Source organism: Bradyrhizobium sp. USDA 327 (assembly GCF_041262065.1).
Lineage (GTDB): Bacteria > Pseudomonadota > Alphaproteobacteria > Rhizobiales > Xanthobacteraceae > Bradyrhizobium > Bradyrhizobium liaoningense.
In genome coordinates this window covers 7,831,346-7,843,753 of the sequence record NZ_JBGCCW010000001.1, presented here as the reverse complement: position 1 = coordinate 7,843,753, position 12,408 = coordinate 7,831,346, and the positions used below count along the sequence as shown (strand labels likewise).

Below are 12,408 nucleotides of genomic sequence, written 5' to 3'. Positions count from 1 at the left end.
GTGCGTCTCCCCTTGCTGTTTTGTAGCCCGGATGAGCGCAGCGATATCCGGGCCACCATCCCCGGATATCGCTGCGCTCATCCGGGCTTCGGATCGCTGCAAATCCTCATCGTGGTGACGTTAGCACCGATCGGATGGCCGACAATCTCCGACAACGTCCGGCACTTCCCGTCATGGCACAACCGCCACTCCCCGGCCGCTCCGGAATTACCGAGCACGACCTCGTGCATCGGCGGACGCCGCGGCCGCCATTGAAACCAGCCATCGACGAGCCGCGCCTCGGGCGGCGGCTCCATGCCGGGGCCGGTGCCCTTGACGCGGGCCTGCACCAGCTCGAGGCCGGCGGGCGTGACACGCCAATCTTCCTGCCATTCGACCTTCGCGACCGAATGCGTCCAGGCCAGCGTGAAGGCGGACAGCGCCAGCGCCTTCACGCCTGATGCCGTTGCGAAGCAGAGGCTCACGCCGCCTCGACCGCCGCCGGCGGGCGCTGCCGCCATTGCCACACCACCAGCGCAGCAGCAAGCACGAAGCCCGCCGTGTCGCTGAACGGGAACTCGCCGAGCAGGCAGAACGCGGCGCCGAGCGCGACCAGGCGCTCGATCAGCGTCAGCCGCGTGAACAGGAAGCCGATCGCGACCATGCCGAACAGGCCGATCGCCACCAGCGCCTTGGTGGCGGCCAGCGCCACCGCGCCGTAGAAGCCGAGCTTGGCCGCCATGGGATCGCCGGCCTGCAGCATCAGGGCAGGCGAATAGACGAAGATGAAGGGGATGACGTAACCGGCGAGCGCGATGCGCATCGCCTCCCAGCCGATCTTGTCCGGGTTCTCCTTGGCGATCGGCGCCGCCGCGAGCGCGGCGAGGGCCACCGGCGGGGACAGATCGGCCATGATTCCGTAATAGAACGCGAACATATGGCTCGCGATCAGCGGCACGCCGAGTTTCGCGAGTGCCGGCGCGGCGAGCGCGGCGGTGATGATGTAGGTCGGGATGGTCGGAATGCCCGTGCCGAGCAGGATCGACAGCAGCATGGTCATGACCAGCGCCAGGAACAGGCTCTTCTCGCCAAGACCGATCACCCAGCCGCCGAAGATGGTGCCGACACCGGTCTGCGACATCATGCCGATGATGACGCCGACGATGGCGCAGGCCATGCCGACGGTGATGGCGGACTTCGCACTTTCAGCCAGCGCATTGCGGCATTCGCGCAAGGCTTTGAACCCGCCGCGCACGAACGCCGTGATCACGATCAGCCCGACCACGATGCACGCGACCGGCACGATCTGGAGACCGTCGCGCGACAGCGCGGCAACGACGAGCGCAAGCCCGATCCAGAACACGTAGCGGATCACCATCGACGAGGCACCCGTCGTGATGGCGGTGCCAAGGATCAGCGCCACCGTCAGCGCGAGACCCATGCTGCCGGCATAGAGCGGCGTGAAGCCCTCGAACAGCATGTAGACGAGCGCGGCGAGCGGCAGCACGAGGTACCAGCGCGTCACCAGCGCCTTCCAGGCGCTCGGGATCTCCGAGCGCTTCATGCCGACGAGGCCGTGCTTGCCGGCTTCCAGATGCACCATCCAGAAGGCTGAGGCGAAATAGAGGATCGCAGGAATCGCGGCGGCCTTGACGATCTCGGAATATTGCACGCCCAGCGTCTCCGCCATGATGAAGGCGACCGCGCCCATCACCGGCGGCATGATCTGTCCGCCCATCGACGCCGTCGCCTCGACGCCGGCGGCGAAGGCGCGGCGGTAGCCGAACCTGATCATCAAGGGAATTGTGAACTGGCCGACGGTGACGACATTGGCGACGCCCGAGCCCGAGATCGTGCCCATCATGCCCGAAGCGAACACCGCGACCTTGGCAGGTCCCCCACGCGTGCGGCCGAACAGGCCGAGCGAGACGTCGGTGAAGAGCTGGATCATGCCGGCGCGCTCCAGGAACGAGCCGAACAGGATGAACAGGAAGATGTAGGTCGCCGACACGTAGATCGGCACGCCGTAGAATCCTTCGGTACCGAACGACAGATGCGTGACGATCTGGTCGAAATCATAGCCGCGATGGTTGAGCGGCGACGGCAGGTACTGGCCGAAAAACCAGTAGAGGAGGCACGCGCCGCACATCAACGGCAGCGCCGCGCCCATCAGGCGCCGCGTGCCCTCGAAGATCAGCACCGCCAGCAGCGTGCCGACCACCAGATCGAGCCGGGTCGGATCGCCGTCGCGCGCGATCAGGTCGGCGTAGAAAATCCATTGGTAAAGGCCGCAGAGGAAGCCGGCGCCGCCGATCACCCAGCCGAGCGCACGGCCGAAATTGCTCTTTGCGGTGAAGTTGGCGATCAGGCCGAAGGTGAGCAGAACGAGGAAGCCGACATGAACGCCGCGGACCACCTGGCTCGGCAGATAGTTGAAGGCGGCGACATAGAGCTGGAAGGTCGCGAATGCAATGCCGATCCAGTAGGCGAGCTGGCCCCACCAGCCCGGACCGAAGCCTTCCGGGAAGCCATGCTCGAAATTGTCGAACTCGACCTTGATGGGGGCAGCTTCAGTGCCCTCTGCCTTTTCCAGCATCCAATTCGTTCCCAACCATCAGCGCTTATAACATGGGCAGAGCGTCTCCAGACCGTCATGCCCGGGCTTGTCCCGGGCATCCACGATCTTTCTCGCCTAGCCTCAGAACGTGGATGGCCGGGACAAGCCCGGCCATGACGTACGACAGCGAGAGCCGATCTTACTTGATCAGCCCTTTTTCCTTGTAATAGCGGGCCGCGCCGGGGTGTAGCGGAACCGGGCTGCCATTGGCGGCGTTCTCGAGCTTGATCTCCTTGCCGGCCGCGTGCGCGTTGACGAGCTCGGGGAGCGACTCGTAGACCAGCTTGGTCATCTGATAGGCGAGATCGTCCGACACGGCGGAGCTCGTGACCAGATAATTGATCACGGCCGCAGTCGGCACGTCCTTGTCCTGACCGGTATAGGTCTTGGCCGGAATGATCGCCGAGACGAAGGGCGGGCCGATCTTGTCGACGGTTTCCTTCGGCACCGACACCACAGTGATCGGGCTCGAGGTCGACAGGTCCTTCAGCGAGGCGACGCCGAGCCCGGCCGATTGCAGCGTGGCGTTGAGCTGCCGGTTCTTCATGAGATCGACCGATTCGGCGAAGGGCAGATATTCGACCTTGCCGAGATCCTTGTAGCTCATGCCGGCGGCCGCGAGGATCGCGCGCGAGTTCAGCTCCGTGCCGGACTTCGGCGCCCCGACCGACAGGCTCTTGCCCTTGAGGTCGGCCAGAGTCTTGATGCCGCTCTCGGCGGTCGCGACGATCTGGATGTAGTTCGGATAGATTGCGCCGATGGTCCTGAGCTTGTCGAGCTTGGTCTTGAAGCCCGCCTCCTCCTCGCCGTCCCAGGCCGCTTTCAGCGAGTCGCCCAGCGTGAACGCCAGTTCGCCGCGGCCCTGCTGCAGCAGGATCAGGTTCTCGACCGACGCCTTGGTGGCCTGCACCTGCGTCTTCACGTTCGGAATCTTGTCGCCGTAGATCTTTCCGATTGCGACGCCGAGCGGATAGTAGACGCCAGAGGTGCCGCCGGTCAGCACGTTGATGAAGGATTGCGCCTGTGCGCAAGGCGCCGACGCCGCCAGAGCAAGAGCCGCGGCCACGCCAAAAATCGTCCGTTTCATGGTTGTTGTTCTCCCCAAACCGGCCGCGAAATTGGGCCGGATGAGGGGTGCGGGTCAACCCATCCAAAAGGCAAAACAGGACTGCGGCGAACGGCCGATTCGGCTCGATTTCTGGGAACTCGCGGCTGCGGCGAGTTGGCGCAGCGCGAGGCCAGTGCTGCGTCAGATGCGATCGCTGGAGCGGCTTGCTCGGTCACCTCTCCCGTGTGCGGGAGAGGTCGGCGCGTCCGGGCGATGCGCAGCATCGTCCCGCGCGCCGGGTGAGGGTTCTCTCCTCTAGGGGACTATCCCATCGTGGAGACGCCCTCTCCCAGCCCTCCCCCGCAAGCGGGGGAGGGAGCGCACCGTCGCAGGCGCTCTACTGGAACGTCATGTCCAGGCACTTCGAGATGTCGGAGCCGAGGCCGGAGGAGATGATGATGCAGCCGCGGATCTTCTGCGCGCCGACGTCGGCGGCCCAGACCGAATATCCGCCGGGACCGAAGAATGAGTTGGTGTTCGGCGGCTCGGTCTCGGTCGCGTCGAAATCATATTTGCCGTCGGTCTCGAAGATACGCGGCTTTTTGGTACAGCCGCCGTCCGTCTGGACGTTGATGACCTCCTTGTTGTCGCGGGTCAGCGCCAGGGAAACCTGGCAGCGGAAATATTCCGAGGTCTTGGTGTTGAAGAGATAGGTGTAGGACTTGCAGGTCGCCGTGTTCAGCTTGCCCGGGGCGAGGCCGCGGCTGCACGAAATGCGCTGATTGTGGCTGAGCTGGTAATCATCGGCCCGGGCCGCTGGCGCCATCGCCGCCAGCGACAATGCAGCAGCCCAGCAAAGCTTGATCACATGGCGCATCCGAATCATCCCTACCAGTAATTTTGTCGAATTGCGTTCTAGACGGAAAGCGGAACATAGTCGCGAGGGGACGAAGGGAAAATCACAAGCTGCTGGGCAAGACGTGATGCGCTGCGGCGCTTTCGCAAATTGACCCGATCATGTCGTTCGTGATTTGTTCAAGCCCGGAATGTCCCGACCGTGGGAGGATGGGATGACGGCATTTTCAACCAAGACATTTGCAATCGCAGCCGCGCTCGGCGCATGCGCAGGGCCCGCATTGGCGCAAACCGGAGCGACGCCCTGGGAGCTCAAGTCGGACACGGGCTATGCCTATGACAGGGATGGCAAGACCTTTTCCTACAAGATGGGCACTAGCAACGCCGGCGAGCTCCTGAAGGGCGCCAAAAAGGTGCCGAAGGGCACACTGTTCTTCATCGGCCAGAACGGCCAGCTCTACATGCGGAGCGGCCCATATCTGGAGGGCGACGGCAAGTTCAAGTTCGGGCCGGACCAGTAACGGCTTGAGCACGCGGCCGACCGCGCTGCCTCGCACGCGGTGACATCGTCCGCCTTGTGCGCAATTGCGCACTGGGACGGACGATCCAGTATCCCGCAGGCCATTGCGATCGAAGGGTACGGCGGGGAGAAGAGCTAAAACGCCCCCGCGAGCTCCCGCGCGCCGGCTTTGCTGCTGTTCGAGTCCATCCGCTCGTCGGTCACGGCAAGCAGCTTGGCCACCGTGTTGTGGCGGATCGCGACCGGATTGCGCTCGTAGCCGCCGCGCTGGAAGAAGTTCGAGGTCGGCACCTTCTCGCGCATCGCCTGCGGCATCGTCACCATGTCGAGACCGGTGCCGTCGCCGGTGAGGTTCATCATCTCGAGCTCGGCCGCGGAAAGCGGTCGGGTGTAGCCCTTGGCGCGGGCGAACAGCACCGACGTCAGCAGCTTGTGAGTCTGAAGCATCGGCCCGATGTCGACGTCGAGCACCATCGCATGCATGGCCCAGCCCTGCGGGGTGTTGCCGATCTTCTCGTGCTCCGACCAGGTGTCGGGCACCGACTTCGCATGCGCCACCATTTTCTTCAGGACAGTGAGCTTGTGCTCGAGCGCATGCCGCGCCGGGCCTGATGTCCGCGCCACCTTCTCCGCAAGCGCGCGGATGAGTTCATGGCCCTGCTCGGCGAGCAGTTCGACGCTGTTGGTGGTCAGCAGCTGGTTGTAGCCCATCGCGGTCGAGATCGCGCGCTTGCCGCCGTGCTCGATGCCCGCCTGCACGTCGTAGCTGCCGGTGCCGCCGGTCTCGAACGAATAGACCCGCACCGCCTGCTCACGCGTCAAGCCGTTGGCCAGTGCGTAGCGCGCGTAGGCGCGCTTGAACTCGAGTTCGCTGGACGGGCGCTGCGGCGTGAACTGGTAGAGCTCATGCGCCGCGCGCAGGAAATCGGCGACCACCGGAATAGGCTTTCGGGGCGGCCGCTCCGGCGTTTCCTCCGGCTCCGGGTTCACCGGGCGCTTCGGCCCGGCATAGAGCGGCGGATGCTCCAGGAGGTAATCATCGAGCGTGATCTGCTGCCCGTTGCGCCGCTTGGCGTTGCGCGTCTTCCGCTTCTCGGAGATCTGGCTCCAATAGGCGCCGGCCTCGGCATCGAACGCCGCGCGCGCAGCCTGATATTCCGCGAGCTTGCGGCGATATTCGAGCACGGCCGGCGAGGCACCTTGCGCGAAAAACTGCGACAGCAGCTGGGCGTTGGCGTTGCGAACGGCCGCCGGCAGCGCGTCGCCTTCGGCGCCGCGCGCGGCGGATGAGATCAGGACCAGCGCGAATGGAACCAGCGCCAGCTTGTTTCGAATCGATCGATGCATGCTGCCCTCTTAGCAGGCATCCGGTAACCGTCACGTTAACGCGCCGTTTACCATCACTTCCAGGCAAACACCGGTTGTTCCAGGTCGGTGACGCGGGTGTGCCGCCCCGCCAGCACCTCGCGGAACTGGTAGATCAGCGCCGCCGTGGGCGCGTGGATCAGGCTCATCTGGTGATGGAAGCGGATCACGCGCCGCACGCTTTCGGGGATCGCGACGAAATCGAAAGCGTCCTCGCGCTCGATGGTCGCCAGCGCGATGCGATGCACGGACGCGACCTCCTCCGGGTTCGGCCGGATCGCGGCGTTGCCTGCGGCCCAGACCACGACCGGCGTGATCAGATAGCCGGACCGCGTCGGGTAATCGTCGAGCGTGCCGAGCACATCCGCGTCCGTGAGGCGAAGGCCAAGCTCCTCGTCGAGCTCGCGCAGCGCCGCTTCGACCGGCGTCTCGCCGGGATCGCATCGGCCGCCCGGCAGCGCCCATTGACCGCGATGGGCGCGCAGATGCGACGCGCGCAGCGTGAGCAGCAGCGCAGTGTCGTCGCCCTCGCTCGCGGTCAGCGCGACCGCGACCGCGGCGCGCTTCAGCGTCGCTTGCGCATCATCCTCCTGCAGGCGCGTGAAGGCTGCGCAGGCATCCGCGATATTCCGCCGTGTGGCATCATCGAACGGTCTCATGATGCTTGACTACACCACGTCCGGCCCCGATGAAATGCGCTCGCAAGGCCCGCACAGGAACGGACGACGACATGACCACCAAGGCCGCCGCAAGGCTGAAATCAGACGGCTGGAGCATCCTGGAGACCACGGGTTTCCTCCACCTCGTCGGTCCCTTGTGGGAGCGCAAGGTCGACGGCCATCACGAGTTCGCCCTCGCGACAGAGGACAAGCACCACAACCGCCGCGGCATGGTCCAGGGCGGCGTGATGATGACCTTCGCCGACCGCACCTGCGGCATGACGGCCCGCTATGTCTCTGGCAAGGAATATCTGGCGACGGTGCAGCTCGACACCCACTTCGTCGAGGCCGGCCAGATCGGCGACATCCTGATCTCCCGCCCGCGCGTGGTACGCTCGACCCGCACCCTGATTTTCATGAGCACCGAAGTCAGCGTGGACGATCGTTGCGTCGTGATGGCGAATGGCGTGTTCAAGATATTGAAGGGGCCGGCGTAGGCGAAGCGGTCAGGCTGCCACCGCCCTCTCCGCTTCGTTGCGAGCGCAGCGAAGAAATCCATGACTCTCTCCGCGGACTCAGCTCTGGATTGCTTCGCCGCGCTCGCAATGACGGAACCGGATGGCTATGCTGCGCCCCATCGCAGCGTTGAGGACCCGCCCATGCAATACCGCCAACTCGGCCGCAGCGGCCTGAAAGTGTCGCCGATCTGCCTGGGCACCATGATGTTCGGTGGGCCGACCGATGAAGCCGCATCGAAGCGGATCATCTACAAGGCACACGGCGCCGGCATCAACTTCATCGATACCGCCGATGCCTACTCGAAGGGCGCATCCGAAGAGGTGGTCGGACGCGCGATCGGCAACAACCGTCACGCCTGGGTGCTCGCAACGAAACTCGCAAACCCCATGGGCAACGACCCCAATCGCGGCGGCCTGTCACGACGTTGGGTCTTGCAGGCCGCCGACGAAAGCCTGACGCGGCTCGGCACCGATCACATCGACATCTACTATCTGCACAAGGAAGATCACGCGACACCGCTGGAAGAGACGGTGCGCGCGATGGGTGACCTGATCCGCGCGGGCAAGGTGCGCTATTTCGGCGTCTCCAACTACCGCGCCTGGCGCGTTGCCGAGATCTGCAACATCTGCGACCGGCTCGGCATCGATCGACCCGCGGTGAGCCAGCCTTACTACAACGCCATGAACCGCATGCCGGAGGTCGAACACTTCCCGGCCTGTTCCTATTACGGTCTCGGCATCGTGCCCTATAGCCCCTTGGCGCGCGGCGTGCTCACCGGCAAGTACAAGCCCGATGCCGCCCCCGACAAGGAGACGCGCGCGGGCCGCAACGACACCCGCATGATGCAGACCGAATGGCGGCCGGAATCGCTGCGCCTCGCGCAGGAGATCAAGACGCACGCGGAGAAGAAGGGCATCACCGCCGGCCAGTTCGCGGTCGCCTGGGTGCTGAACTCCGCCTTCGTCTCGTCGGTGATCGCCGGTCCCCGCACCGAAGAGCAATGGGACGGCTACATCAGCGCGCTCGACTACTCCTTCACCGCGGAGGACGAGGCCCTGATCGATCGGCTGGTGACGCCGGGCCATCCCTCGACGCCGGGCTACAACGACCCGGCCTATCCGATCGAAGGCCGCCGCGCGCGGACGGCGTGAGAACGGGAGACGACGATGCCGCTTGAAGACCGCTACGGCCTGCCGCTCTCCACCACCTCGCACGAAGCGGCGGCCGCGTATCGCGAAAGCGTCGACCTCATGCTCGCGGGCTGGACCGGCACGGCGGAGACGCTGGAGCGCGCGATCGCGACCGACCCGGATTTCGCGCTTCCCCATATCGCACGAGGCCGCGTGCATGCCTTCTACCAGCAGGGCGATCTCGCGCGGCAGAAGGCGGCGCTCGCGCGCGAACTGGTGGCGAAGCGCGGCACCGAGCGCGAGCGCTCGCATGTCGAGACGCTGGCGCTCGCGATCGAGGGCCGGCTGCCCGAGGCCATCGCATCGACGCTGAAGCACATCGACGCATGGCCACGCGACGCCGTGGTGCTGTCGCTGCCGCTCGGCGCGTTCGGCCTGTTCGCGTTCTCCGGCATGGCCGATCACGATCGCGCCCGGCACGAGCTCTGCGAGCGCGTCGCGCGGCATTATGGCGAGGACTGGTGGTTCCTCACCATGTCCGGCTGGGCGATGACGGAGAATGGCGACGTCGCCCGCGGCCGCGCCGTCACCGAGCGCGGCTTCAATCTGCGCCGGCATAACGCCCACGCCGTGCACGCGGTGCTGCATGCGATGTTCGAGGACGGCTCGGTCGATCAGGCCGATCGTCTCGTCGACGAATGGATCCCCACTTACGACCGCGCCGGAATCTTGCACAGCCATATCCGCTGGCACCAGGCGCTCGGCGCGCTCGAGCATGGCGATGCGGCGCGGGCGCTGTCGATCTATGCCGACGTGATTCAGCCCTCCGCCACGCAGGCGCCGCCGCTCAACGTCGTCACCGACAGCGCCTCGCTGCTCTGGCGCCTGTCGGCCTACGGCCATGCCGTGCCGAAAGCGCTGTGGCGCGAGGCTGATGCTGCCGCGCAAAAGCTGTTTCCGAAGTCGAGCCTGTCCTTTGCCGACGTCCACATGGCGCTGTTCGCGGCCGCCACGCAAAACCGCGAGGCGCTCGCCGCGCGCCTTGGGGCGATCGAGCAGCGGCTCGCTGACGGCAAGCTGCCCGCCGGTCCCGTGGTACCGACAATCTGCCGCGCGCTCCTGGCTTTCGCCGATGAGGACTACGGAACTTGCGTCCAGGTGCTCGCGCCGGTCCTCGGCGAGGTCGTGCGCATCGGCGGCAGCCATGCCCAGCGCGAGCTGATCGAGGACACCTTTATCGTCGCGCTCATGCGCAGCGGTGAGCTGCCCCGCGCCCGCGCCCTGCTGGATGCCCGCCTGCACCGCCGGCCGTCGCTTCGGGATTCGCGCTGGCGGGCGGCGACAGGCTAGCTCCGCCACGAAAAAAACACTGCCCTGATGGCATGTGCCGGCCATACGGGTTGGGCAATTTGGGCGAAAGCGCCGTCGGGGGTGACGCGGTGGTATTCCAGGCGGGAACTGCGGAGCAAACGGGATCGCAACCAATTTGCGGTTCGATGGTTGTTGCACGGACCTTGTCCGCCGCCACGGCCCCCTGGCACACGAGCCCGACGATGCGCCTCTGCCGACCGGTCCTCGCCGCCCTGATCATGGTCTTGGCAAGTCCTTGTTTTGCCGAGACTTCTGGACCCATTCCGGTCAACAATCCGCAGCCGCAGCAGAACGCCTTCATCGACCTCCTGGCGCTGATCTCCGGCCACTGCAAGACGTTCAAGGTCGCAGGCCGCACCTATGCTTGCAAGACGGTGGCCTACGCCCATGGCGACAAGGGCCGGGTCAATTTCGCGGTCGCTGTCGACAATCCCTCCGATGACAGCCACGTCGTGTCGTTTTCCGGGGAGAACGGCAAGCGCGCCGACGACAATTCCTACGAGCTGCCGATCGACCGCATGCTGCTGAACTCAAAGGACCGCCCCAGGGTCGACGGCCTGCCGGTGCCGGCCGAGCAGACCTCCACCGGTGTCTGCCGCCAGACCGGCAATTTCGCCGCCAGGAAGGTGAACGACGTCACCTGCTCGGCGACCGACAACCAAGGCCGGAAATACGAGCTCTTGTTCGTCTCCGACGGCACGCCGGTCAGCGTGCGCCGCATCCGCCAGTCGGCGCCGTCGATCCAGGACCCGTTCAAGTAGCCATCACGCAAACGCCTTTTCCAGCGTCGCGAAGATCACGGCGAGCGACTTGTCGTGCCGCGTCACCGGCGGCACCGGGCGATCGATCTTCATGAGCCGATAGACCGCCATCTGCGCCGCACGCACCGAATATTCGACGGTGAACACGACGTCATCGGGAATTTCGACGAACTGGCTGACGAACGCGAGATTGATGGAATTTTCGGGGACCGGCAGCGGCCGGTCGGCCGCCTTGCGCGGCATGAACATGCTGGTGATGTAAGGCATGCGGCAGGGAATGCAGATCGCATCCTCGAACACGGCGGGATCGAAGTTCAGGTGACCGCAGAGCTCCTTCAGGATGTCGGCGCCGCCGCAATCCGACATCGGCTTTGCCACGAAATTGCCGATGCGGTCGGGATGCAGCGCGTAGCCCCAGAACACCTGCACGTTCTTCGGCTGGCCCGTGAAATGCGGCTGGTGATAGAGCACGACCGACATCAGCCAGTTGGAGTCCTTGAACGTGACGAGACCGCCGGTGCCGGCCCTGTTGCCAGAGAACGCTTCCATCCGGTCGAAGAATCGCGGATCGCGGCAGGTGACGGTGAAGGACAGCCAGTAGGATTCGGGGATCGAGCTGTTGAACGCGGACGGATTGCCGAATTCGGGACGCCCTTGCGCGATCGTCTCCCACAGTGCCCAGCCCTGGCTGTCGGCCTTGGTCAGGCGCGGCGGCGGCTCGGTCATCGTGCCCAGGCTCGAAGCATCCGTCATCGACCCGTTCTGGAAGAAGACGAGATCGCCGTCGTCGACCCGGACGTTGGCGGTACGGCTGTCGCGGTCGAGCGTGAGCTGGCGCACGCGCATGCGCGCGCCGTCGGCCTCGAACGCCATGTCGGTTACGCGCGTGCCGCGCACGAACTGCACGCCCTGGCGCTTGAGCCAGTCGGCGAGCGGCCGCACGATCGCGTCATACTGATTGTAGACGGTGCGCTTGACGCCGCCGAGCGTCTCGATGCGCGGAAACTCGCTCATGAAGCGGTGCAGATAGCGCTTCAGCTCGACCGCGCTGTGCCAGGGCTGGAAGGCGAAGGTGGTCTGCCACATGTACCAGAAATTGGACTCGAAGAATCCGGGCGACAGCCAGTCGGTGATGCGGCTATTGCCGAGCGTCTCCTCCGAAGCTTCGGTGAGCCGCAGCAGCTCGATCCGGTCGCGCGCGGAGAAGCCCATGTGCGAGACGTCGACCTTGAAGCGGTTGCGGTCGATCAGACGCGCGCGGGAATGCGCCGGGTTCTCTTCGTTGAAGGCGATGGTCTCGTCGCGCACGCTGAGGCCGGGATGTTCGAGCGAGGGAATGCTCGAGAGCAGATCCCAGGTGCATTCGTAATGGTCCGTGGTGAGCATGCGCCCGCCGCGCAGCGAATAGGCGCCGTTCGCGAGCTGCGCGCCGTCGAGGCTGCCGCCGACCAGCGGCAGCGCCTCGTAAATCACGATGTCGCGCCCCGGCAGCTGCGCATCGCGAACGAGGAATGCCGCGCCTGCGAGCGATCCAATGCCGCCGCCGATGAAATAGGCCTTCATGATCTGCCTCGATTGCATTTC

At 65.3% G+C, this 12,408-nt stretch carries 12 protein-coding genes; 5 read left to right on the top strand and 7 right to left on the bottom strand.

Annotated features, from left to right (window positions below):
* Positions 1–77: 77 nt before the first annotated feature.
* The 4 genes from ABIA42_RS37055 to ABIA42_RS37040 form a co-directional block, all read right to left on the bottom strand.
* Positions 78–500 (bottom strand): DUF1850 domain-containing protein, encoded by a 423-nt coding sequence (locus ABIA42_RS37055; protein ID WP_271527082.1) that lies wholly within the window; start codon positions 498–500, stop codon positions 78–80.
* On the bottom strand, positions 461–2,575 hold the full coding sequence (locus ABIA42_RS37050) for a TRAP transporter permease (RefSeq protein WP_370116065.1): 2,115 nt from the start codon (positions 2,573–2,575) through the stop codon (positions 461–463). Before ABIA42_RS37050 ends, ABIA42_RS37055 begins: the two co-directional genes overlap by 40 nt.
* Positions 2,576–2,735: 160 nt before the next feature.
* Positions 2,736–3,683, bottom strand: coding sequence for a TAXI family TRAP transporter solute-binding subunit (locus ABIA42_RS37045; RefSeq protein ID WP_370116067.1), 948 nt, complete (start codon positions 3,681–3,683; stop codon positions 2,736–2,738).
* Between the two features lie 358 nt (positions 3,684–4,041).
* Positions 4,042–4,521 (bottom strand): hypothetical protein, encoded by a 480-nt coding sequence (locus ABIA42_RS37040; protein WP_370116069.1) that lies wholly within the window; start codon positions 4,519–4,521, stop codon positions 4,042–4,044.
* Between the two features lie 193 nt (positions 4,522–4,714).
* Between ABIA42_RS37040 and ABIA42_RS37035 the strand changes: the two genes are divergently transcribed.
* Complete coding sequence (locus tag ABIA42_RS37035) at positions 4,715–5,020, top strand: hypothetical protein (RefSeq protein ID WP_271527086.1); 306 nt, start codon at positions 4,715–4,717, stop codon at positions 5,018–5,020.
* A gap of 134 nt (positions 5,021–5,154) precedes the next feature.
* Here ABIA42_RS37035 and ABIA42_RS37030 read toward each other — a convergent pair whose 3' ends face one another.
* Together ABIA42_RS37030 and ABIA42_RS37025 are read right to left on the bottom strand one after the other, a co-directional pair.
* Positions 5,155–6,366 carry a hypothetical protein gene (locus ABIA42_RS37030; RefSeq protein ID WP_370116071.1) on the bottom strand — a complete coding sequence of 404 codons (1,212 nt, stop codon included), beginning with the start codon at positions 6,364–6,366 and terminating at the stop codon, positions 5,155–5,157.
* A 53-nt stretch (positions 6,367–6,419) separates the two neighbouring features.
* Positions 6,420–7,046, bottom strand: a complete 627-nt coding sequence (locus ABIA42_RS37025; RefSeq protein WP_370123708.1) for a CoA pyrophosphatase — start codon at positions 7,044–7,046, stop codon at positions 6,420–6,422.
* A gap of 68 nt (positions 7,047–7,114) precedes the next feature.
* Here ABIA42_RS37025 and ABIA42_RS37020 point away from each other — a divergent pair, with 68 nt between their 5' ends.
* The 4 genes from ABIA42_RS37020 to ABIA42_RS37005 all read left to right on the top strand — a co-directional run bounded on the left by ABIA42_RS37020 (position 7,115) and on the right by ABIA42_RS37005 (position 10,824).
* Positions 7,115–7,540 carry a PaaI family thioesterase gene (locus ABIA42_RS37020; RefSeq protein ID WP_271527089.1) on the top strand — a complete coding sequence of 142 codons (426 nt, stop codon included), beginning with the start codon at positions 7,115–7,117 and terminating at the stop codon, positions 7,538–7,540.
* Positions 7,541–7,702: 162 nt separating this feature from the next.
* Complete coding sequence (locus ABIA42_RS37015) at positions 7,703–8,713, top strand: aldo/keto reductase (RefSeq protein WP_370116073.1); 1,011 nt, start codon at positions 7,703–7,705, stop codon at positions 8,711–8,713.
* A gap of 15 nt (positions 8,714–8,728) precedes the next feature.
* The gene (locus ABIA42_RS37010) at positions 8,729–10,042 is read left to right on the top strand and encodes a tetratricopeptide repeat protein (protein ID WP_370116075.1); all 1,314 of its coding nucleotides are present in this window, start codon (positions 8,729–8,731) and stop codon (positions 10,040–10,042) included.
* Positions 10,043–10,245: 203 nt separating this feature from the next.
* Entirely contained in the window at positions 10,246–10,824 is a 579-nt protein-coding gene (locus tag ABIA42_RS37005; protein ID WP_370116077.1) for a hypothetical protein, read from the top strand.
* Between the two features lie 3 nt (positions 10,825–10,827).
* On the opposite strand, the gene ABIA42_RS37000 is transcribed toward ABIA42_RS37005, so the two are convergent.
* Positions 10,828–12,405, bottom strand: coding sequence for an oleate hydratase (locus ABIA42_RS37000; protein WP_271527093.1), 1,578 nt, complete (start codon positions 12,403–12,405; stop codon positions 10,828–10,830).
* Between the last annotated feature and the right edge of the window lie 3 nt (positions 12,406–12,408).

Coding starts and splice junctions, on each gene's coding strand:
- ABIA42_RS37055 (WP_271527082.1), bottom strand. CDS start 500: ATGGCGGCAGCGCCCGCCGGCGGCGGTCGAGGCGGCGTGAGCCTCTGC.
- ABIA42_RS37050 (WP_370116065.1), bottom strand. CDS start 2,575: ATGCTGGAAAAGGCAGAGGGCACTGAAGCTGCCCCCATCAAGGTCGAG.
- ABIA42_RS37045 (WP_370116067.1), bottom strand. CDS start 3,683: ATGAAACGGACGATTTTTGGCGTGGCCGCGGCTCTTGCTCTGGCGGCG.
- ABIA42_RS37040 (WP_370116069.1), bottom strand. CDS start 4,521: ATGCGCCATGTGATCAAGCTTTGCTGGGCTGCTGCATTGTCGCTGGCG.
- ABIA42_RS37035 (WP_271527086.1), top strand. CDS start 4,715: ATGACGGCATTTTCAACCAAGACATTTGCAATCGCAGCCGCGCTCGGC.
- ABIA42_RS37030 (WP_370116071.1), bottom strand. CDS start 6,366: ATGCATCGATCGATTCGAAACAAGCTGGCGCTGGTTCCATTCGCGCTG.
- ABIA42_RS37020 (WP_271527089.1), top strand. CDS start 7,115: ATGACCACCAAGGCCGCCGCAAGGCTGAAATCAGACGGCTGGAGCATC.
- ABIA42_RS37015 (WP_370116073.1), top strand. CDS start 7,703: ATGCAATACCGCCAACTCGGCCGCAGCGGCCTGAAAGTGTCGCCGATC.
- ABIA42_RS37010 (WP_370116075.1), top strand. CDS start 8,729: ATGCCGCTTGAAGACCGCTACGGCCTGCCGCTCTCCACCACCTCGCAC.
- ABIA42_RS37005 (WP_370116077.1), top strand. CDS start 10,246: ATGCGCCTCTGCCGACCGGTCCTCGCCGCCCTGATCATGGTCTTGGCA.
- ABIA42_RS37000 (WP_271527093.1), bottom strand. CDS start 12,405: ATGCAATCGAGGCAGATCATGAAGGCCTATTTCATCGGCGGCGGCATT.